The sequence below is a fragment of the Streptomyces sp. NPDC046122 genome, from assembly GCF_056429965.1.
The window spans coordinates 438851-458840 of the sequence record NZ_JBWKLQ010000005.1 but is presented as its reverse complement, the minus strand read 5'-3'; the positions used below and the strand labels follow the sequence as shown (position 1 = coordinate 458840).

Genomic DNA, 19990 nt, shown 5'->3' with positions numbered 1-19990 from the left:
GGGGGAGGGTGGGTTGTGTGTTTTCCCTCTCTCTTTTTCCTTCCCCTGTCGGGGGGACTGGTTGTGTCTTTCTGATGCCGACAACCCAACCCCCCCCCCCCCCCCCCCCCCCCCCCCCCCCCCCGCCCGGGGTCAGGAGAGGGTGGGGACGATCTCGCGGACCTTGGCCGCGATCTCGGCCGGGAGCGGCGCGTAGTCGGCCTCGGCCAGGACCTTCTGGCCGTCCTCGCTGACGGCGTAGTTCAGGAACGCCTTGAGGGCGGGCAGCGTCTCCGCCTTGTTGCCCTTGTCGCAGGCGATCTCGTACGTGACCAGGACGATCGGGTAGGCGCCCTCGGCCTTGGTGGCGTAGTCGAGGGAGAGCGCCAGGTCCTTGCCCGTGCCGGTCACCTTCGCGGCGGCGATGGCCTTGGAGGCGTTCTCCGTGGTGGCCTCGACCGGGGTGGCGGCGCCGGTGTCGATCTTGACCGTGTTCAGCTTGTTGGCGGTCGCGTACGACAGCTCGAAGTAGCCGATCGCGCCGTTGGCGCCCTTGACGTTGGAGACGACGCCGGAGGAGCCGTTGGCCGCCTGGCCGCCCTTGGCGGGCCACGACTTGGTCTTCGGGTCGTACTTCCAGTCGTTCGCGGCGGCCGTGCTGAGGTACTTGCCCAGGTTCTGGGTCGTACCGGACTCGTCCGAGCGGTGGAAGGCCTGGATGGTGGTGCTCGGGAGCTTCGCGTCCGGGTTCAGCTTGGCGATCGCCGGGTCGTTCCACTTGGTGATCTTCGAGTCGAAGATCTTCGCCAGCGTCTTGGCGTCGAGGACGAGGTCGTCGACGCCTTCCAGGTTGTAGCCGATGGCGACGGGGCCGCCGACCAGCGGGAGGTTCACGCCCTGGCCGCTCTTGCAGACCTTCTTCGACTCGGTGACCTCCTCCGGCTTGAGCGCGGAGTCGGAGCCGGCGAAGGCGACCTGGCCCTGGTTGAACTTGGTGATGCCGCCGCCGGACCCGATGGCCTGGTAGTTGACCTCGACGCCCTCGCAGGCGGCCTGGAAGTTCTTGACCCAGAGGTCCATGGCGTTCTTCTGGGCGGTGGAGCCGGCCGCGAGGAGCTGGCCCTCGGCGTCGTCGCACTTGATGTTGCTGGCGGCCTTGGTCTCGCCGGAGCCACCGGTGGAGCCGCTGTTGTCGTCCGAGCCGCACGCCGTGAGGACCAGGGCGCCGGAGACGGCGAGGGCGCCGAGCGCGGAGGCGCGAAGCCGGTTCTTGCGCTGAAGCTTCACTTTCGGGGGTTCCTTCCAGGAGCCGCCGGGCCTGGATGGTGGCGGCGTGCGAAGAGGTCGTGTTCGGGAGTGCCGAGTGGGGCAGTGGGGCGGTCATCTCTCGATGTGCCTCGCACTGTGCACGTCCGAAATTAGGCAGAACAGGTGAAGCCGTCGACGGGGACGAGTGAACGGGAGGTGAACCGTGCCGAACGGTGTGGTGTGCACGATCGCCGCACGGCGGGCGGGGGTGGTCGGTGGGCGGCCCGGGGGAGGCTCCCCGCGCCGTGGGTGACCGAAACGGCGCTGGTCTCACTCTGCGCGATCGAGTGATTACGCTGCGTGGTACGTTGCCGGGCTGCCCGGCGGGGCCGGGGATGGCGTGATGAGCCATGGGCGCGGCCGCGCGAACGAGGAGAGGGTCCACGGGGGGGGGACGCCTCAGAGGGGATGCCTCAGAGGGGAGGCCTCAGAGGGGCACGACCGCCAGCAGCTCGTCGACCAGGGGGCGGTCGTGCCCGTACGTGAGGCGGGCGCGTGCCGCCACGGGAGGCAGCCACACGATCCGGTCCACCTCGTCGCCCGGGGCGAACGCGCCCCCCGTCGCCTCCGCCGCCCAGTACGAGACGTGCTTCGGGCGGCCGTGCGCGACGTACCGCAGGGTGGACAGGGCCGGGCCGGGGGCGCACCGGTGGCCGGTCTCCTCCAGGACCTCGCGCCGTGCGCCCGCGAGCGCGTCCTCGCCGCGCTTGAGCTTGCCCTTGGGGTGCGACCAGTCGTCGTACTTGGGGCGGTGCACGAGGCAGATCTCCAGGCCGCCGCCGGCGGGCGAGCGGCGCCACAGCACGCAGCCCGCTGCGAGGACCGGCTCTGCGGGGCCGGTCATGACGCCGTGGCCGCCGCCGGCCGCCACGCCTGCTGGAAGGCGAAGCGGGCCGCCTCGACCTCGTGGCGCTGGTCGGCGTGCAGGACGCCGAGGGCGTACGCCGTCGCCGGGGCGATGCGCGGGGTGCGGGCCGCGGAGGCCGCCGCGCCGGCCGCCTCGGCCGCGTCGCGGTGGCGGTCCAGGGCGCGGGCGGCGGGGGGAGCGCCGGCGGGGCCGGTGACGACCTCCTGCGCGTAGCGGTGCAGGCGCAGCAGCAGGCGTACGTGGTGCCAGGGGGCGTCCTGCGCCTCGCTGCCGGGCGTCGGGGCGAGGCCGTGGACGAGCGCCTCGGCGTTGTACGGGTGGGCGGCGCGGCCGAGCGGCAGTGCGGCCACCGCCTCCCTGAGCCGCTGGTCGGCGCCGGTCGCGAGCGGTGCGAGCACTTCGGCGGCGGGCGCGGCGGCGGCGGGGCCGAGCGGCACGTCCGAGGCCAGTAACGCCACGGCGTCGACGACCGCGTGGAACCGGGAGGAGCCCAGCGCCTGGAGCGCGGCCGAGTGGGCCCGCGTCCTGGCCAGCGTCAGCTGGCGTTCCAGGAGCGCGCCGGCCCGGGCGGCGCCCACGGCCAGCGAACTCCCCGCCTCGGCGCCGGCGCCGCGCGCCGGGGGCACCGGGGCCCGGCCGCCGCCGCCCGCCCCCGAGAGCCGGTTCAGGGCGTCCAGCAGCCGGTTCAGGCGGCCCGCGTAGGCGTGCTCGCGGGCCAGGACGCCGGAGAGCCAGGCCAGCTCCGCCCGCAGGGTGTCCGCCCAGCCCGTGTCGGTCAGCGGCCGGAAGGTGTGCAGCGTCCCGCTGATCCGCCGTGCCGCGCCGCGCAGCGCCCGGGCCGCCTCGGCCGCGTCCGCCGCGCCCTGCGGGTCCTGCCCGCTCTCGCGGTGCAGCCGCAGGCCGCGCAGGAAGTCGCCGGCCCGGGCGTGCAGGTAGGGGGCGAGCAGCTCGTGGGAGGGCAGGTCGTACGCGGGCAGGTCCCGGGCGGACAGGGCTTCGGCGAGCGCCTCGGCGGGGAGGATCTCGCCCGGCTCGGCCGGGGGCCCGCCGGTGTCCGGCCGGGAGCGGGTTCGGGCGGTGTCACGGTGTCGCACGCCGGCGCCTCCGGGCGTCAATGAGCATCTCCTGTACATGCCGCAGCGGCTGACCGTCGGCGTCCGCCGAGTGTCGTGTCCAGTTGCCGTCGGGACCGAGGTGCCAGGAGGCCGTCGCGTCGGACATGCCGGTTTCCAGCAGCCGGCTCAGCGACGCCCGGTGGGCGGGGTCGGTGACCCGTACCAGGGCCTCTATGCGGCGGTCGAGGTTGCGGTGCATCATGTCGGCGCTGCCGAACCAGACCTCGGGCTCGCCGCCGTTGCCGAAGGCGAAGACCCGCGAGTGTTCGAGGAAGCGGCCGAGTATCGAGCGGACCCGGATGTTCTCCGAGAGGCCCGCTACACCGGGCCGGACGGTGCAGATGCCGCGTACCCAGATGTCGACCGGCACGCCGGCCCGCGCGGCCCGGTAGCAGGCGTCGATGACCGCTTCGTCGACCATCGAGTTGACCTTGATCCGGACGTACGCGGGGCGGCCCGCCTGGTGGTGCGCGGTCTCCTTGTTGATCCGGGCGATCAGCCCGTCCCGGAGCGACTTGGGCGCGACGAGCAGGCGGCGGTACGTCTCCCGGCGCGAGTAGCCGGACAGCCGGTTGAAGAGGTCGGACAGGTCCGCGCCGACCTGGGGGTCGGCGGTGAGCAGCCCCAGGTCCTCGTAGAGACGGGCCGTCTTGGGGTGGTAGTTGCCCGTGCCGACGTGCGAGTAGCGGCGCAGCAGGTCGCCCTCCTGGCGGACGACCAGCGAGAGCTTGCAGTGGGTCTTGAGGCCGACGAGCCCGTACACGACGTGGCAGCCGGACTCCTCCAGCTTGCGCGCCCACTTGATGTTGGCCTGCTCGTCGAAGCGGGCCTTGATCTCGACGAGGACCAGGACCTGCTTGCCGGACTCGGCGGCGTCGATCAGCGCGTCCACTATCGGGGAGTCGCCGGAGGTGCGGTACAGCGTCTGCTTGATCGCCAGGACGTCCGGGTCCGCCGCCGCCTGCTCAAGGAACGCCTGCACGGAGGTGGAGAAGGAGTCGTACGGGTGGTGCAGCAGCACATCGCGCTCGCGCAGCGCCGCGAAGACGTCCGGCGCGGACGCCGACTCGACCTCGGAGAGGTCGCGGTGCGTGCCCGCGATGTACTTCGGGAACTTCAGCTCCGGCCGGTCCAGCGCCGCGATCCCGAACAGCCCGGTCAGGTCCAGCGGGCCCGGCAGCGGGTACACCTCGGCGTCGGACATCTTCAGCTCGCGGACGAGCAGGTCAAGGACATACGGGTCGATCGACTCCTCGACCTCGAGCCGCACCGGCGGCCCGAAGCGGCGGCGCATGAGCTCCTTCTCCAGCGCCTGGAGGAGGTTCTCGGTGTCGTCCTCCTCGACCTCGAGGTCCTCGTTCCTGGTCACCCGGAACATGTGGTGCGCGAGCACCTCCATGCCGGGGAAGAGCTCTTCCAGGTGCGCCGCGATGACGTCCTCGAGGGGTACGTACCGCTGCGGCGACGCCTCCAGGAAGCGGGACAGCAGCGGCGGCACCTTGACGCGGGCGAAGTGGCGGTGGCCGCTGACCGGGTTGCGTACGACCACGGCGAGGTTGAGCGAGAGTCCCGAGATGTACGGGAAGGGGTGCGCCGGGTCCACGGCGAGCGGCGTGAGCACCGGGAAGATCTGCTGGCGGAAGAGCGTGAAGAGGCGCGCCTGCTCCTTCTCGGTCAGCTCGGGCCAGCGGATGAGGTGGACGCCCTCGTCGGCGAGGGCGGGGGCGATGTCCTGCTGGTAGCAGGCGGCGTGCCGGGCCATGAGCTCGCGCGAGCGGGTCCAGATGAGTTCCAGCACCTCGCGGGGCTGGAGGCCGGACGCGGACCGGGTGGCGACACCGGTCGCGATACGGCGCTTCAGGCCGGCCACCCGGACCATGAAGAACTCGTCCAGGTTCGAGGCGAAGATCGCGAGGAAGTTCGCTCGTTCGAGGAGCGGCGTGGCCGGGTCCTCGGCGAGTTCGAGCACCCGCTCGTTGAAGGCGAGCCAACTGCGCTCGCGGTCGAGGAACCGGCCCTGCGGCAGCTCGGCGTCGGCCGCGCCGCCGTCCGCGTACTCCGCGTAGGCGTCCAGGTCGGCGTCGATGTCGGGATCCAGATTGGTCACCGGGGACCCCGCCAGGGTGTGCGGGCGGTGCGCGGCGATGGAACCCACGGACGGCTGAGCATGCTGGACAGGGACATCGGCGCTCGGCTGCTGGCTCATGACCCCATTGTTCCGCGCGTCGGGGGTGCCGGGCGCGCCGAGAGGGGGTGATGTGCGGGAGGCTCTCCCGTTCGCGGGGGTGGGCACAGCGGGCTGCATTCCGGAAGCGTCGCAAGCGTGTCTGAATACGCGGTAACGGCGACATGACATGCAGGCTGCCGGCCCCGCCCACGCCGGTGGGGCGGGGCCGCGATCCCGGGCGGCTGGGCGGGACCGCGCAGACCCCCGTCCGGCGCGGTCCCGCCCGGGTCAGGCGTGCAGGCGGCGCAGGACGCGGAAGGCGGCGTACACGGTTGCCGCCGCGAGGGCCAGTACGAGCGCGCTCTCGACGAGCTGGGCGTACCAGAAGTGCGCCTGGGGGTGGAAGTCCACGAACCAGTCGGTCACCGTGACGTCCGAGGGGCAGCGCGCGCCGTACAGCTTCTCGGGGACGCACTCGTATGGGAGGAAGCGTTCACCGGCGGCGTTCTGCACACCCCAGTCGGCGATGAGGACGTCCTCGGGCAGGCCGGTGGGGGTGGAGTTCTCCACGCTGCCGGGCCCGGTGAGAGTGTTCACCGGGATCAGGTCCCAGCGCACGGTTCCGACGCCGAGCAGTACCGCCCCCGTGGCCGCGGCACTGGCCGCCATGGCGGCGACCGTGCGGCGTACGAGGAGGCCCATCAGCGCGCCGACGGCGACGGCGAGCAGGCAGTACGCGACGAGGGCCGGGCCGGTCGCCTCGTACACGCCGCGATCGGGCCACCGCAGGTTCCACATGCCGAACATCCCGCCGCCGCCGAGATGGAAGAGGCCGATGAAGGCGAGGGCCGCGGTGGTGGCGAGCGTCAGGGAGATGGCGAGCTTCGAGGCGAACCACCGCGCGGGGGAGACCGACTGGGTCCAGACGAGGCGGTGCAGCCCCGATTCGAGTTCCCGGGCGACGACGGGGCCCGCGACGAACGCCCCGATCAGCACCGGCAGCAGGAGACCCGCGAGGGAGAGGTTCTTCACGTACTCGTACAGGAGGGTCGCGGCGCTGTGGAAGCCGAGGAACGTGTCGCTGCAGGGGCCGCCGTCCGAGCAGTCGTACTCCTTCTCGGGATACGCCCACGCCGCCCACCGCAGGAAAACCGTCAGCGCGGCCCCCAGGACGAATACGGCGACGGCCAGACGCAGGGGTGTGCGGTGCAGGCGCAGGAAGACCCACCGGCGGCCGTGCGGACCGCGCGGCGGGGGCCCGTCCGGGGTGTCCCCGGTGGTGACCGGGGAGGTCGTCGTGGTGCTCACGCGGCCACCTCCCGCTCCGTGCGGGCCGTCGTGCCCGGGGTGAGCAGCGGTGGCGCGTCCGGGGAGCGCAGGTGGGCGAGCAACAGTTCCTCCAAGGACGGTTCTTCGGCGTCCCAGCCGGCGCCGACCGGGCCGTCGGGGCGGATGAGGGCGGTCGTACCGCGTCCGGTGGCGCGGGACTCGACGACGGTGTGCGGGGCGAGGTCCGCCGCCGGGCCGAGACCCGTCACCAGGGTGTGCGCCGCGACCAGGTCGTCGATGGGGCCGCCGAGGCGGATGCCACCGCCGGAGACGAGGAGCAGGTGGTCGCAGGCGTCGGCCAGTTCGCCGACGATGTGTGACGACATCACGACGGTGGTGCCGTGTTCCACGGCCTCGGCCATCAGCGTGCCCATCAGCTGGTGGCGGGCCAGCGGGTCGAGGTCGGCCATCGGCTCGTCCAGCAGCATGAGTTCGGGCCGCTTGCCGAGCGCGAGGGCCAGCGCCACCCGGGTGCGCTGTCCGCCCGAGAGCGTACGGACGCGTGCGCCTAGGTCGAGTCCGCCCTCGCCCACGACGCGGTTTGCGATGCGCCCGTCCCAGCGGGCGGGGTTGAGCTCCGCGCCCAGGCGCAGGGTGTCGGCCACGGTGAGCTGCGGGTAGAGCGGCTTGTCCTGGGCGACGTAGGCGATACGGTCGCGGGCGCTCGCCGGGTCGGCGCCCAGCACGGTCAGCGAGCCCTCGGTGGGGCGGAGCAGCCCGGCCGCGTGGGCGAGGAGGGTCGACTTGCCGGCGCCGTTGGGGCCGACGACCGCGCAGACGCGTCCCGCGGGCAGCCGGAAGGAGCACGCGCGCAGCGCCCAGCCCCGCCGCCCGTAGCTCTTGCCCAGCGCGACCGCCTCGATGGCGGTGTCGGTCATGCGTGTTCTCCCTTGAACTGGTCGTCCAGTACGGATGTGAAGAGCGCGGCCACGTCGTCCCTCTCCAGCCCCGCCTCGCGCGCCCGCGCCGCCCATGCGGTGAGTTCGGCGTGCAGGGGGGATGCGGCCGGGGCGCCGCCGAGGGACCTGCGGACGAACGTGCCCAGTCCCCGCCGCGCCTCGACCAGCCCTTCGCGCTCCAGCTCGCGGTAGGCCTTGAGCACGGTGTTCGGGTTGATGGCGGTGGCTTCGACGACCTCGCGGGCGGTCGGCAGCTTGTCGCCGGGCTCCAGCAGGCCCAGGCGCAGCGCCTGTTTGGTCTGCTGCACGATCTGGAGGTAGGTGGCGACGCCGGTGCGCCGGTCGATGCGGAATTCGACCATGAGCCTTCACCCCCCTTTCACTAATTAAGTAGTGGAAGAGTGGTGCAAAAGAGGGGGCGGTGTCAACCGCCCCCTCCGGCAACCGCGTTGGTCACGACTCCGTGCGGTACATCAGGTCCGTCTCGTGCGTGGTGAAGCCGAGCCGCTCGTAGACCGTCACCGCCGCCGTGTTGTCCGCGTCGACGTACAGCATCGCGGTCGGCACTCCCTGCGCCGCCAGGTACCGCAGGCCGGTCGCGGTGAGGGCCTTGCCGAGGCCGCCGCCCTGCGCGTCGGGGCGGATGCCGACGACGTACACCTCGCCGAGCTGCTCCTCGGCGTGCACCTTCGTCCAGTGGAAGCCCACGAGTTCACCGCCGCGCTCCGCGAGGAAGAAGCCCTTGGGGTCGAACCACGGCTCGGCCTTGCGGTCGTCGAGGTCGCGCTGCGTCATGCCGCCCTGCTCGGGGTGGTGCGCGAACGCGGCCGCGTTCACCGCCAGCCAGGCCGCGTCGTCCTGCCCCGGCACGAAGGCGCGGACGCTCACGCCGGCCGGGTACACCGGCTCCGGGATGTCCAGCGGGCTCAACGGCCGGCGCATCTGCCGCAGTTCGCGGAAGAGCGTCAGCCCGAGGACCTGGGCGAGGTGCCGGGCCGCCGACTTCCCGCCGTGCGCCCACACCCGCAGCCGCTTGCCCGACGCGTCCAGCACGGTCGTGCCGAGCGTGCGCCCGTGCCCGTGACCGCGGTGCGAGGGATGTACGACCAGCTCGGCGGCCGGCGCCTCGACGGGGTCGGTGTCCTCCAGCTGCGCGTATCCGAGGAGCGGCCCGTCGCCGACGTACAGCAGGAAGTGCCGGATCCCTTCCCGGTGTCCGCCGCGCAGCTGGAGCCGGCCCTGCTCGGACACGGCCTGCATTCCGTCCACACGGGCTGCCTCGTCGAGGAGTGTCAGGACCTCCTGGGCCTGCCCGGCGTCGAGCGCGTCGAGGGTCTGGATCTTCCTGAGGAAGGCGGGGGTCGCGGGGTCAGTCGTCATGAGTACGAGCGTACGGCCGCCGTACGGCAACCAGCTTGTAACCCGTCACCCCCTGTTGCGCTACGCGCGTTGACTTTAGGCTGCGTTCGTCATCACGCTGCACTCACAAGGGGACAGATGTCAGCGAACCCTCGTACCAACCGCAAGCACCGTGCGGCCCGGCGCATACTCGCCTCCGCCGCCGGTCTCGCCACCCTCGGCGCCCTCGTCGCCGCGATGCCGGCCTCCGGTGCCGAGGACGCCGGCGGCGCCGACGCGCGGCACACGTCGAAGCCCTCGCGGACCGTGGACGTGCAGCTGCTCTCCTTCAACGACCTGCACGGAAACCTGGAGCCCCCGGCGGGCTCGGCCGGCACGGTCAACGAGACGCAGCCCGACGGCACGGTGAAGGCGATCCCGGCCGGTGGCGTCGAGCACCTGGCGACCTCGCTGCGCAAGGCGCGCCAGGGCGAGCGGTACTCCGTCACCGCCGCCGGCGGCGACATGATCGGGGCCAGCCCGCTCATGTCCGGCCTCTTCCACGACGAGCCGACGATCGAGGCGCTGAACAAGCTCGACCTCGACGTGTCGGCCGTGGGCAACCACGAGTTCGACGAGGGCGCCACCGAGCTGGCCCGCATGCAGAACGGCGGCTGCCACCCGGTCGAGGGCTGCTTCGAGAAGGGCAAGGAGTTCCCGGGCGCGGACTTCCCCTATCTCGCCGCGAACGTCACGAACGAGAAGACCGGCAAGCCGATCCTCAAGCCGTACACGGTGTGGAAGAAGAACGGCGTCAAGATCGGCTTCATCGGCGTGACCCTCGAAGGCACCCCGAACATCGTCACCGAGAACGGCATCAAGGGCCTCAAGTTCCACGACGAGATCGAGACGGTCAACAAGTACGCCAAGGAGCTCGACCGCCGGGGCGTCAAGTCGATCGTCGCGCTCATCCACGAGGGCGGCTCGCCGGCCTCCTCGTCGTACAACTACGACTGCGACTCGCCCGGCGCCGGCGACGGCATCTCCGGCCCGATCGTCGACATCGCCAAGGGCATCACGCCCAAGGTCGACGCGCTGGTCACCGGCCACACCCACCAGGCGTACGTGTGCACCGTCCCCGACCCGGCGGGCAAGCCGCGCATGGTCACCTCGGCGTCCTCGTACGGCAAGCTCTACACGGACACCACGCTCACCTACGACCGCCGCACCAAGGACATCGTGCGCACGGGCGTCAAGAGCGCGAACCACATCGTCGTCCGCGACCAGGAGCAGGCCAGGATCTGGGCGCCGGACATGACCTCGCTCATCGGCCGCTGGAACGCGCTGGCCGCCCCGATCGCGGGCAAGCCGCAGGGCTTCATCGCCGCCGACATCAACGGACGCGGCTCGACGGCCCCCGAGAAGCCGCTCGGCGACCTGATCGCGGACGCGCAGCTGGAGGGTCTCGCCCCGGCCGACAAGGGCGGCGCGCAGATCGCCTTCATGAACCCGGGCGGCATCCGCTCCGACCTCGTCTTCAAGGCGAGCGGCAGTGAGGGCGACGGCGTGGTGACGTACGGCGAGGCGTTCACCGTCCAGCCGTTCACCAACATGATGAACGTCGTCGACCTGACCGGCGCTCAGCTGATCACCGCGCTCCAGCAGCAGGTCAGCGGCGGCAACGAGGCATCGCCGAAGATCCTCCAGGTCTCGAAGGGCTTCACCTACACCCTGGACATGACGAAGACGGGCGCCGCCCGCGTCGACGTGGCCTCGGTGAAGCTCAACGGCACCCCGCTCGACCCGGCGAAGACGTACCGCGTCGCGATGAACGAGTTCCTCGCGGGCGGCGGCGACGGCTTCCCGGTCTTCAAGGAGCACAAGAACAAGCTGGTCGGCGCCTCCGACCTGGACGTCTTCAACGCCTACCTGGCGAAGAACTCCAGCGCGGCCGCCCCGATCACGCCCCCGGCGGCCGACCGCATCACGGTCGTGAAGTAACGGGCAGGCAGCAGGGCAGCGGGGCGGCGTCCGGTCCGGGCGCCGCCCCGCTTCATGCCGTCGCCGGCGGTGGCGTCGCAGCGCCCGGCAGCCTGATCACGGCCTCCGTGCCGGCGGTGCCGTCCTGCGGGCGGCGCAGGGTCACGGTGCCGCCCGCCTGCTGGACCGTGCGGGCCACGATCGACAGGCCGAGGCCCGACCCCGGCAGGGCGCGGGCGGACGGGGAGCGCCAGAAGCGTTCGAAGACGTGGGGGAGTTCGCTCTCCGGGATGCCGGGCCCGCGGTCGCGTACCGTCAGGGTCCCCTCCCGCAGGGTCACGTCGACCGTGCCGCCCGGCGGGCTGAACTTCACCGCGTTGTCGAGCACGTTGACCAGCGCCCGCTCCAGCGCGGCCGGCTCGGCCCGTACGTACCACGGCGAGAGGTCCGCGCCGATCGTCAGCTCCGGGCCGCGCAGCCGCGCGCGCTCCAGCGCCGTGGCGGCGATCTCGTGCAGCGCGACGACCCGCGGCGGGCCGCCCTGGTCGGCGGTGTCGGGCCGGGCGAGTTCCTGGAGGTCCCCGATGAGGGACGCCAGTTCGGTCATCTGGGCCTTGACGGAGGTCATGAGCGCGGCCCGGTCGGCGGGCGGGATCGCCCGGCCGGTCTCGTCGCTGCGGGCGAGCAGCTCCACATTCGTCCGCAGGGAGGTCAGCGGGGTGCGCAGTTCGTGGCCCGCGTCCGCGATCAGCTGGGCCTGGCGGTCCCGTGACGACGCGAGGGCGCCGGTCATCGCGTTGAAGGAGCGTGAGAGGCGGGCGATCTCGTCCTCGCCCTCGACGGGGATGCGTACGGTCAGGTCCTCCGTGCGCGCCACGTGCTCGACGGTGTCGGCGAGCCGGTCGACGGGGCGCAGCCCGGCCCGGGCGACCAGAAGCCCGGTGGCGCCGGCGCCGAGGACGCCGATGCCGGAGAGCGCCAGCAGCACCCAGGCGAGGGAGCCCAGCGGATCGTCGATCTCGCTCATGGGTCGGGCGATGGAGACCGCGAACGGGGGGCCGGGCGTGAGGTTCTGCCGCGACTCGCGGAACGGGTAGGTGTAGACCCGCATGTCCTTGCCGTCGACGTCCTGCGTGGTGTGCAGCGCGCTGTCCAGCTGACCGGCGGCCACGGCGACGTCGCCGTCCTGCACGGGGATGCGTGAGGCGCCGGGGAGGGTGCAGGGGTCGCCGGAGACCGGGACGAGCTGCACGACGTACGTGCCGATCGGCTGTACGGCGGCCGTGCCGCCCGCGCACCCCAGGCTCAGGTTCCGCACCACGTCCGCGTCGACCTTGACGCTCTCCAGCGACCCGTCCAGCTGGTTCTCCAACTGAACCCGCGTCACGAACCAGCAGGCCGCCGCCACTGCCGCCACCGCGACGGCCACGGCCGTGGCCGTCAGCAGCGCGAGACGCGACCGCAGCGGCAGCGCCCGGAACCTGCGCAGCGCACCGCTCACGCCTCGCCGCCCCGCAGCGCGTACCCCACACCCCGCACGGTGTGCACCAGGCGTGGCTCGCCGCCCGCCTCCGTCTTGCGGCGCAGGTACATCACGTACACGTCGAGGGAGTTGGAGCTCGGCTCGAAGTCGAAGCCCCAGACCGCCTTGAGGATCTGTTCGCGCGTCAGCACCTGGCGCGGGTGCGCGAGGAACATCTCCAGGAGCGTGAACTCCGTGCGGGTCAGCTCCACCGGCCGGCCGCCCCGTGTCACCTCGCGCGTCGCCAGGTCCATCCGCAGGTCGGCGAAGGACAGCAGGTGCCCCGGGCCCTCCTGGCCGGCCGCCGGCCCCGCGGCGTACGCACTGCGCCTGAGCAGCGCCCTGATGCGCGCGAAGAGCTCGTCGAGCTCGAACGGCTTCACCAGGTAGTCGTCGGCGCCTGCGTCGAGCCCGGTGACGCGGTCGCCGACGGTGTCGCGCGCGGTCAGCATCAGGATGGGGAGGGTGTCGCCGGACGAGCGGATGCGGCGGGCCGCCGTCAGGCCGTCCATGCGCGGCATCTGGATGTCGAGCACGATCAGGTCCGGTGCGTACGACGCGGCCTTGGCGAGCGCGTCGATGCCGTCGACGGCGACCTCCGTCCCGTACCCCTCGAAGGCGAGACTGCGCTGGAGGGCCTCGCGCACGGCGGGCTCGTCGTCGACGATCAGGATGCGCTCGGCGGGGGTGTTCATCGGGGCTTCCTCTGCCTGCCTCTGGTCGGTGCGGATGGCCGCGGTGGGTGCTCGGCCGCTTTCAGCCTCGCACGGCGGAAAGGTCAGCCGTCTCCCCCGGCGCGGAGCTTCGCCAGGTCCGCCTTGACCGTGTCGACCGGGATGGCGAAGCCGAGACCGACGCTGCCGGCCGTGGAGCCGCCGGCTCCGCTCGGGGCGTACATCGCGGAGTTGATGCCGATGATCTCGCCGTCCATGTTGATCAGGGCGCCGCCGGAGTTCCCCGGGTTGAGGGAGGCGTCGGTCTGGATCGCCTTGTACGTCGTCTTCGACGCACCGGTGTCGCCGTTGAACTGCTGTCCGCCGAACTCGAACGGCCACTCGCCGCTCTGCCCGCCCTGCTGCCCCTGTCCCGGGTCCTCGTCCTTCGAGACGGTGACGTCCCGGTCGAGCGCGGAGACGATGCCGCTGGTCACGGTCCCGGTCAGGCCCTCGGGCGAGCCGATCGCCACCACCTCGTCGCCGACCTCCACGCCGTCGGAGTCCCCGAGCGCCGCCGCCTTCAGGCCGTCGGTGCCCCGCACCTTGACGAGGGCGAGGTCCTTGTCGGGGTCCGTGCCGACGACGTCGGCGGTGTACGTCCTGCCGTCGTTCAGCCGGACCTTGACGGAGGAGGCGCCGGAGACGACGTGGTTGTTCGTGACGATCTCCCCGTCGGCGGTGACGATCACGCCGGAGCCGGTGGAGTCGCCGGACGCGGACGTGGCGCTGATCTCCACGATGCTCGGGCTCACGGCCCGCGCCACCCCGGAGACCGTGCCCCTGCTGCTCTGCGACACGTTCGTACCGGTGACGCCCCCGCCGCCCCCGGCGGTGTCCGGTCCGGTCAGGCGCTCCGCGAAGGCCGCCGTTCCGCCGCCGATCGCGGCGGCGACGATGGCGACCGCGGCGATGAGCGCGACCGGCCGCCGGGCCCGCCGGTGCCCCGGCGCCTGCGGCGAGGGCGCGTACGCGGGCGGCGGGGGATACGCGCCGCCGTACGAGAACGCGGTGGTCTGCTGCTCGGGCTCGGGATACTCGCCGCTGCGGCGGGGGCTCTCGGTCATGACTCGAGCCTGGGCGGCGGTCATGAGAACCGTCTGAGGAGCCGCTGAGAAGCCCGACAGAAGTGTGTATGCCCCATATAAGGGCGGGGGTGCTGCGCGGACCGGCCGTTATGTCGCCGGGCAGCCGCAGGACTGGCGTACCACCAGCGCCGACGGGAACTGCTTCAGCCGCTCGCGGCGCGAGCCCGCCACCCGCAGCGAGTCGTCCAGCACCAGGTCCACCGCCGCCCGCGCCATCGCGGGGCGGTCGGAGTACACCGTCGTCAGCGGCGGATCGGTGAGCGCCGCTTCCTTCACGTCGTCGAACGCCGCCACCGCAAGCTCGCCCGGCACGTCGATGCGCAGCTCGCGCGCGGCCCGCAGGACGCCGATCGCCTGGTCGTCCGTGGAGCAGAAGATCGCCGGCGGCCGGTCCGGCCCGGCCAGCAGCTCCAGGGCCACCTTGTAGGCGTCGTACCGGTTGTAGAGGGCGTGGAAGAGGCGGCCCTCGGTGGACCGGCCGGCCTCCTGCATCGCCCGGCGCCAGCCCACGACGTGGTCGGCCACGGGGTCGCCGATCAGCGGCGTCGACTCCATGCCGCCGAGGCAGGCGACGTACGGGTGGCCGTGCTCCAGGAGGTGGCGGGTCGCGAGCTGCGCCCCGCCGATGTTGTCCGTGACGACCGCCACGTCGTCGATCGTCTCCGGCCGCTCGTGCAGCAGGACCACCCGGGCGTCCCATGCCTCGATCTCGGCGGCCGCCCACTCGCTCGGGCCCTGGCTGACCAGGATCAGGCCGGAGACGCGCATGCCCAGAAAGGCCCGCAGGTAGTGGACCTCGCGCTCGTCGCGGTAGTCGGAGTTGCCGACGAGGACCATCTTCCCGCGGTCGGCGGCGGCCTGTTCGACCGCGTGCGCCATCTCGGCGAAGAAGGGCTGCCGCGCGTCGGGAACGATCATGCCTATGAGATCGGTACGGCGGGACGCCATGGCCTGCGCGACCCGGTCCGGCCGGTAGCCGAGTTCCTTGATCGCGGCGAGGACACGCTCGCGCGTGGCCGGGGCGACCGGCCGGGGTCCGTTGTTGATGACGTAACTGACGACCGCGGTCGAAGTCCCCGCCAGTCGCGCCACATCGTCCCGCGTCACCTTGGCCACGCGCGGCAGTCTACGCGGGGTGACCTACCGCTGGGCAGGCCGTACGGCCTCTTCCTCCCGGGAGGCCGTGTCCGCCGTCCGGGTGACGGCCGCCGGCTTCGCCTTCTGCGCCGCCTTGGCCCTGGCTTCCTCGGCCGCCGCCCGCTCGACCTTCTCCGGCGTCACGAAGCGGTAACCCACATTGCGCACGGTGCCGATGAGCGACTCGTGCTCGGGGCCGAGCTTCGCGCGCAGCCGCCGTACGTGCACGTCGACCGTCCGGGTGCCGCCGAAGTAGTCGTAGCCCCAGACCTCCTGGAGGAGCTGGGCGCGCGTGAAGACGCGGCCGGGGTGCTGCGCCAGGTACTTCAGCAGCTCGAACTCCTTGAAGGTCAGGTCCAGGACCCGCCCCTTCAGCTTCGCGCTGTACGTCGCCTCGTCGACCGACAGGTCGCCGTTGCGGATCTCCATCGGGCTGTCGTCCGAGGAGATCTGCCGGCGGCCGGTCGCCAGGCGCAGCCGCGCCTCGACCTCGGCCGGACCAGCCGTGTCCAGCAGTACGTCGTCGATGCCCCAGTCGGCGGTGACGGCCGCGAGACCGCCCTCCGTGACGACCAGGATCAGCGGGCAGCCGGGTCCGGTGGACCGCAGCAGCTGGCACAGCGACCTGACCTGCGGGAGGTCGCGGCGGCCGTCGATCAGGATGACGTCGGCACCAGGGGTGTCGACGAGGGCCGGGCCTTCGGCGGGAGCCACCCGCACGCTGTGCAGCAGCAGGCCGAGGGCGGGGAGCACCTCCGTCGACGGCTGAAGGGCATTGGTCAGGAGCAGCAGAGAACTCATCGTCGGCCACCTGCCCGGGTCGTCCGGTCGTGCACGGTTCGCTTGCCCATTACGTCGGTTCCTCCTCGGTCCCTGCGAGGACGTATGCGGCACTGCTCGTAACGGATCGGCCCCGCGCCCTGGGACCGCGCCGCGTCATCTGTCCGTAACAACGGTCAGAAAACACAAAAGGACCCGGGGGCAACGTTGCCCAGGTCCTATGCCCAGCAGAATAGCCCACATGAGTCCCGTACCGGAGGGTCACGTCCGCAGAACGCGTGTTCCGTCGATCACGCACGGCTCCGGGCGCACGGCGCCGGGGCAGGCCGCGGGGGCGGCCCGGCGGACGGTCCTGCGGGCGGAGGACGGAGTCCGGATCGAGGCGCTGTACGAGCCGGCGGACGGCGGCGGGGACGGCCCGGCGATCGTCGTGGCGCACGGGTTCACGGGGTCGGTGGACCGCCCGGCGGTGCGGCGGGCGGCCCGGGTCTTCCGGCGGTACGCCGCCGTCATCACCTTCTCCTTCCGGGGGCACGGCGGCTCCGGCGGCCGTTCCACGGTCGGCGACCGGGAGGTCCTCGACGTGGCGGCGGCGGTCCGCTGGGCCCGCTCGATCGGGCACGAACGGGTGCTGACGGTCGGCTTCTCGATGGGCGGCTCGGTCGTCGTCCGCCACGCCGCGCTGTACCGGGACCCGGCCGGCGACGGCGCCCCGGGCGGCGGCGTACCGCGCCGGGGGCGCACCGATGCGCGCCCGGCGGACGGCGCACCGCAGAGCGCCGGCCGCGACCCCGTGCGCGCCGCCGGAGCATCGGCGCACCCCCGACACGACCCCGCGCGCTCCGCCGGTCAGGTGTCGGCCCGCGCCGACGCCGTCGTCGCGGTCAGTGCTCCCGCCCGCTGGTACTACCGGGGCACGGCGCCGATGCGGCGGCTGCACTGGGTGGTCACCCGGCCCGCCGGGCGGCTCGTCGGGCGCTTCGGGCTGCGGACCCGGATCCACGACCGGGACTGGGACCCCGTGCCGCTCTCGCCCGTCGAGGCGGCGGCCCGGCTCGGCGAGATCCCGTTTCTCGTGGTGCACGGCGACCGTGACCCGTACTTCCCCCTGGACCACCCGCGGATGCTCGCCGCGGCGGCCGGCCGGAGCGAACTGTGGATCGTCCCCGGCATGGGCCACGCCGAGAACGCGGCCGAGGAGACACTGCTCACCCGCATCGGCGCCTGGCTCACGGCGGCATAGCCCATCATGGAAGCCGACGAAAGGAGCGCCGCTATGGCAGTGGGCACCATCCGCTTCTGGGCGGCGGCCAAGGCCGCCGCCGGCACCGCAGAGGAGCCGTACACGGCCGGGACGCTCGCCGAGGCGCTCGACGCGGTGCGCGAACGGCACCCCGGGGAGCTGACCCGCGTACTCCAGCGGTGTTCGTTCCTCATCGACGGCGACCCCGTCGGGACCCGCGGTCATGAGACCGTACGGCTGGCCGAGGGCGGCACGGTCGAGGTGCTCCCGCCGTTCGCAGGAGGATGACCACCACACCATGAGCAACCAGCAGCCCTACCCGTCGTACGACGGACACGACCCGCACGAGGGCCTTCGCCCGCCGGCCGCGCAGGAGCCCCCCACCCAGACCTGGGAGGGAGAGACCTGGGACACCCAGTTCCAGCCGGTGCAGCAGCCGTACCGGCCGCAGGAGCCCGCGCCGGGCGCCGCCGGCCCGCCGCACCCGCCGGCCGGCAACGGCGGGTACCCGCCGTTGCCCGAGGCGCAGGGGACGCCGTACGCCCCGTACCAGGCCGGCTCCGCGCCGTACCAGCCCCACGCGGCGGCCTACGAAGGCGCCGCCCACCAGCCGGCCCCGGCCGGCTACGAACCGACGTACGAACCCGCCCCCGAGGCGTACGGGGCCGCGCCGGGCCGGGCGTCCGCCCACGCGTCCGCGCCGGGCCCCCACACGCCCGCCCCCGCGGCGTACGAGCCCGCGCCCGCCGCGGCGGCCCCCGGCTCCGCGGCGTACGGCGCGCCCACGACCGGCGGCAACGTCCGGCTCACCGACGCCCAGCGCGCCCGCGCCGAGGGCCGGTCGCCGATCATCGCGCCCGGGATGCAGCCTGCCGCGCTGACCGCCGTGCTCGCGCTGCTGCTCGCCGGCGCCGCGGCCGTCGGCCCGTACGCGCTGCTCGTGCCGCTCGTGCTGCTCCAGGCGGTCACCGCCGCCGGCTGGTTCCGGCTCAACGGCATGTGGCCCGCCCGCCAGGGCATCGCGCTCGCCTTCCTCGGCGGCGTCACCGCCGACGTCGCGCTGCTCGCCGTCGACGCCGCGCACGCGCCCGCCGCGATCATCGGCACGCTCGGCGTCTGGGTGCTGCTGACGCTCGTGCTCCAGCTGCGCAACCGCGCCTCCGCCGACGAGCGGATGTACGGCCTGACCGCCACCGTCACCTCGGCCGCACTGGCCGTCGTGGCCGCCGGCCACCTGGCGGCGGCCTCCGAGGCGGTGACCGTCGGCGGCGTGGCCGTCGCCGTCGCCGTACTGGCCCGCGCCCTGCCGCTGTCCGGCATCCCCTCCGTGGTCGTCGCGCTGCTCGCCGCCGCCGGCGCCGGGATCGCCGCCGGCGGTGTGACGGACGTGGGCTCCGAGGGCGCGGTGCTGGGTCTCGCGGCCGGGGTGTGCGCGCTGGTGGGCCTGCGCGTGGCCAGCTACGACTACCCCTCCCGGTTCGTCCACATGACGGCCGGGGTGGCGCTGCCGCTGACCGCCGCCGCGCCCGCCGTGTATCTGATCGGCCGGGCCGTCGCCTGACGCCCCTGCCTACCTGGCAGTAGGCTCGTGATCACCGGGGGGCTCGGGCGAGGCTCGGGCGAGTGCGACGGAACCGATCAGTTGTGGGGGACCTTCAAGCCATGCGTGCACTGCGAATACTGCTGGTCGTCGCCGTGATCCTCGGCGGCGTGTTCGTCGTCCTGGACCGCCTCGCGCTCAACTACGCCGAGTCCGAGGTCGCGAAGCGGGTCCAGAGCCGGCAGGGACTGACCGGCGCCGTCGACGTCTCGATCAAGGGGTTCCCCTTCCTGACGCAGGTCGCCTCCAAGCACCTCGACCAGGTCGACGTCACCGTCGAGGGCGTCGAGGCGAGCGCGGAGGGCCGTACGGTCCGGATCAGCGAGCTGACCGCCGCGCTGCACGACGTGCGCGTGCGCGGCAGCTTCAGCGGTTTCTCCGACGCGACGGCGGACCGCGCCGCGGGCACGGCGCGCATCTCGTACGAGGACCTGTCCGCGGCCTCGGAGAACGGCTTCCCGGTCTCCTACGGGGGCGACGGCAAGGTGAAGGTCACCGGCTCGGTGCAGCTTCTCGGGCGCGAGATCACCCGCAGTGTGCTGTCCAGCGTGAGCGTCGTCGACGGCAGCACGATCCGGGTGCGGGCGGACGAGGTACCGGGCGAGGGGCTGCCCGGCATCGAGGAGAAGGTCCGCGAGAAGACCGACTTCGACCGGCGCATCAGCGGGTTGCCCGAGGGCCTGAAGCTGGAGAAGGCCGAGCCGACGAAGGACGGGCTGGAGATCTCCGTGACCGGCACGGACGTCGGCCTCGCCGGATAGTGAGACAGCGGCGTCCGCCCCTCAGGAAGAGGGCGGGCGCCGACCGCGCACGGGCCGGTTCCCGGGGCCCGGCTCCGGCACCGCGTCCCGTATCGCGGACGATCGCGTCTCAGTATCCGACACGCCGGTGACATGCCGGTCGTGACCTCCCTACGATCGGTCC

The 19990-nt window shown here is 72.9% G+C and carries 18 protein-coding genes; 5 read left to right on the top strand and 13 right to left on the bottom strand.

Features of this window, described 5'->3' with window-relative positions; translation table 11 throughout:
* Positions 1–132: 132 nt before the first annotated feature.
* The 8 genes from pstS to mshD all read right to left on the bottom strand — a co-directional run bounded on the left by pstS (position 133) and on the right by mshD (position 9045).
* Complete coding sequence (pstS, locus tag AC07FK_RS17970) at positions 133–1266, bottom strand: phosphate ABC transporter substrate-binding protein PstS (RefSeq protein WP_479105827.1); 1134 nt, start codon at positions 1264–1266, stop codon at positions 133–135.
* A gap of 448 nt (positions 1267–1714) precedes the next feature.
* Positions 1715–2131: an NUDIX hydrolase gene (locus AC07FK_RS17965; protein ID WP_479105826.1), complete on the bottom strand. Its 417-nt coding sequence runs from the start codon at positions 2129–2131 to the stop codon at positions 1715–1717.
* Complete coding sequence (locus AC07FK_RS17960) at positions 2128–3132, bottom strand: CHAD domain-containing protein (protein ID WP_479105881.1); 1005 nt, start codon at positions 3130–3132, stop codon at positions 2128–2130. The genes AC07FK_RS17965 and AC07FK_RS17960 overlap by 4 nt, the downstream gene beginning before the upstream one ends.
* 103 nt (positions 3133–3235) lie before the next feature.
* Positions 3236–5476 carry an RNA degradosome polyphosphate kinase gene (locus AC07FK_RS17955; RefSeq protein ID WP_479105825.1) on the bottom strand — a complete coding sequence of 747 codons (2241 nt, stop codon included), beginning with the start codon at positions 5474–5476 and terminating at the stop codon, positions 3236–3238.
* A gap of 249 nt (positions 5477–5725) precedes the next feature.
* Positions 5726–6745 carry an ABC transporter permease gene (locus tag AC07FK_RS17950; RefSeq protein WP_479105824.1) on the bottom strand — a complete coding sequence of 340 codons (1020 nt, stop codon included), beginning with the start codon at positions 6743–6745 and terminating at the stop codon, positions 5726–5728.
* Complete coding sequence (locus AC07FK_RS17945) at positions 6742–7644, bottom strand: ABC transporter ATP-binding protein (protein WP_479105823.1); 903 nt, start codon at positions 7642–7644, stop codon at positions 6742–6744. The genes AC07FK_RS17950 and AC07FK_RS17945 overlap by 4 nt, the downstream gene beginning before the upstream one ends.
* On the bottom strand, positions 7641–8027 hold the full coding sequence (locus tag AC07FK_RS17940; protein ID WP_479105822.1) for a GntR family transcriptional regulator: 387 nt from the start codon (positions 8025–8027) through the stop codon (positions 7641–7643). The genes AC07FK_RS17945 and AC07FK_RS17940 overlap by 4 nt, the downstream gene beginning before the upstream one ends.
* Positions 8028–8118: 91 nt before the next feature.
* Positions 8119–9045 carry a mycothiol synthase gene (gene mshD, locus AC07FK_RS17935; RefSeq protein ID WP_479105821.1) on the bottom strand — a complete coding sequence of 309 codons (927 nt, stop codon included), beginning with the start codon at positions 9043–9045 and terminating at the stop codon, positions 8119–8121.
* A gap of 117 nt (positions 9046–9162) precedes the next feature.
* On the opposite strand from mshD, the gene AC07FK_RS17930 reads away from it, so the two are divergent.
* Positions 9163–11004 (top strand): bifunctional metallophosphatase/5'-nucleotidase, encoded by a 1842-nt coding sequence (locus AC07FK_RS17930; protein ID WP_479105820.1) that lies wholly within the window; start codon positions 9163–9165, stop codon positions 11002–11004.
* A gap of 52 nt (positions 11005–11056) precedes the next feature.
* Here the strand turns inward: AC07FK_RS17930 and AC07FK_RS17925 are convergent, their stop codons facing one another.
* The 5 genes from AC07FK_RS17925 to AC07FK_RS17905 form a co-directional block, all read right to left on the bottom strand.
* Complete coding sequence (locus AC07FK_RS17925; protein ID WP_479105819.1) at positions 11057–12484, bottom strand: sensor histidine kinase; 1428 nt, start codon at positions 12482–12484, stop codon at positions 11057–11059.
* Positions 12481–13200 carry a response regulator transcription factor gene (locus AC07FK_RS17920; protein ID WP_479105818.1) on the bottom strand — a complete coding sequence of 240 codons (720 nt, stop codon included), beginning with the start codon at positions 13198–13200 and terminating at the stop codon, positions 12481–12483. Before AC07FK_RS17920 ends, AC07FK_RS17925 begins: the two co-directional genes overlap by 4 nt.
* A gap of 83 nt (positions 13201–13283) precedes the next feature.
* Positions 13284–14285 carry a S1C family serine protease gene (locus AC07FK_RS17915; protein WP_479105817.1) on the bottom strand — a complete coding sequence of 334 codons (1002 nt, stop codon included), beginning with the start codon at positions 14283–14285 and terminating at the stop codon, positions 13284–13286.
* A 108-nt stretch (positions 14286–14393) separates the two neighbouring features.
* Entirely contained in the window at positions 14394–15422 is a 1029-nt protein-coding gene (locus AC07FK_RS17910) for a LacI family DNA-binding transcriptional regulator (RefSeq protein ID WP_453407446.1), read from the bottom strand.
* Between the two features lie 24 nt (positions 15423–15446).
* Positions 15447–16244: a response regulator transcription factor gene (locus tag AC07FK_RS17905; protein WP_479105816.1), complete on the bottom strand. Its 798-nt coding sequence runs from the start codon at positions 16242–16244 to the stop codon at positions 15447–15449.
* A 220-nt stretch (positions 16245–16464) separates the two neighbouring features.
* On the opposite strand from AC07FK_RS17905, the gene AC07FK_RS17900 reads away from it, so the two are divergent.
* The 4 genes from AC07FK_RS17900 (at position 16465) to AC07FK_RS17885 (ending at position 19827) form a co-directional block, all read left to right on the top strand.
* A complete protein-coding gene (locus AC07FK_RS17900; protein ID WP_479105815.1) occupies positions 16465–17466 on the top strand; it encodes an alpha/beta hydrolase family protein in 1002 nt (333 codons plus the stop codon).
* A gap of 33 nt (positions 17467–17499) precedes the next feature.
* Positions 17500–17754, top strand: coding sequence for a MoaD/ThiS family protein (locus tag AC07FK_RS17895; RefSeq protein ID WP_069928149.1), 255 nt, complete (start codon positions 17500–17502; stop codon positions 17752–17754).
* A 10-nt stretch (positions 17755–17764) separates the two neighbouring features.
* The gene (locus AC07FK_RS17890; protein ID WP_479105814.1) at positions 17765–19027 is read left to right on the top strand and encodes a hypothetical protein; all 1263 of its coding nucleotides are present in this window, start codon (positions 17765–17767) and stop codon (positions 19025–19027) included.
* 101 nt (positions 19028–19128) lie between these two features.
* A complete protein-coding gene (locus AC07FK_RS17885) occupies positions 19129–19827 on the top strand; it encodes an LmeA family phospholipid-binding protein (RefSeq protein ID WP_479105813.1) in 699 nt (232 codons plus the stop codon).
* Positions 19828–19990 lie beyond the last annotated feature (163 nt).

Bases quoted from the DNA above. Each gene is read 5' to 3' on its own strand.
- AC07FK_RS17965 (WP_479105826.1), bottom strand. From the start codon at position 2,131: ATGACCGGCCCCGCAGAGCCGGTCCTCGCAGCGGGCTGCGTGCTGTGG.
- AC07FK_RS17955 (WP_479105825.1), bottom strand. From the start codon at position 5,476: ATGAGCCAGCAGCCGAGCGCCGATGTCCCTGTCCAGCATGCTCAGCCG.
- AC07FK_RS17905 (WP_479105816.1), bottom strand. From the start codon at position 16,244: ATGAGTTCTCTGCTGCTCCTGACCAATGCCCTTCAGCCGTCGACGGAG.
- AC07FK_RS17940 (WP_479105822.1), bottom strand. From the start codon at position 8,027: ATGGTCGAATTCCGCATCGACCGGCGCACCGGCGTCGCCACCTACCTC.
- AC07FK_RS17890 (WP_479105814.1), top strand. From the start codon at position 17,765: ATGAGCAACCAGCAGCCCTACCCGTCGTACGACGGACACGACCCGCAC.
- mshD (WP_479105821.1), bottom strand. From the start codon at position 9,045: ATGACGACTGACCCCGCGACCCCCGCCTTCCTCAGGAAGATCCAGACC.
- AC07FK_RS17945 (WP_479105823.1), bottom strand. From the start codon at position 7,644: ATGACCGACACCGCCATCGAGGCGGTCGCGCTGGGCAAGAGCTACGGG.
- AC07FK_RS17930 (WP_479105820.1), top strand. From the start codon at position 9,163: ATGTCAGCGAACCCTCGTACCAACCGCAAGCACCGTGCGGCCCGGCGC.
- AC07FK_RS17920 (WP_479105818.1), bottom strand. From the start codon at position 13,200: ATGAACACCCCCGCCGAGCGCATCCTGATCGTCGACGACGAGCCCGCC.
- AC07FK_RS17915 (WP_479105817.1), bottom strand. From the start codon at position 14,285: ATGACCGAGAGCCCCCGCCGCAGCGGCGAGTATCCCGAGCCCGAGCAG.
- AC07FK_RS17900 (WP_479105815.1), top strand. From the start codon at position 16,465: ATGAGTCCCGTACCGGAGGGTCACGTCCGCAGAACGCGTGTTCCGTCG.
- AC07FK_RS17895 (WP_069928149.1), top strand. From the start codon at position 17,500: ATGGCAGTGGGCACCATCCGCTTCTGGGCGGCGGCCAAGGCCGCCGCC.
- AC07FK_RS17885 (WP_479105813.1), top strand. From the start codon at position 19,129: ATGCGTGCACTGCGAATACTGCTGGTCGTCGCCGTGATCCTCGGCGGC.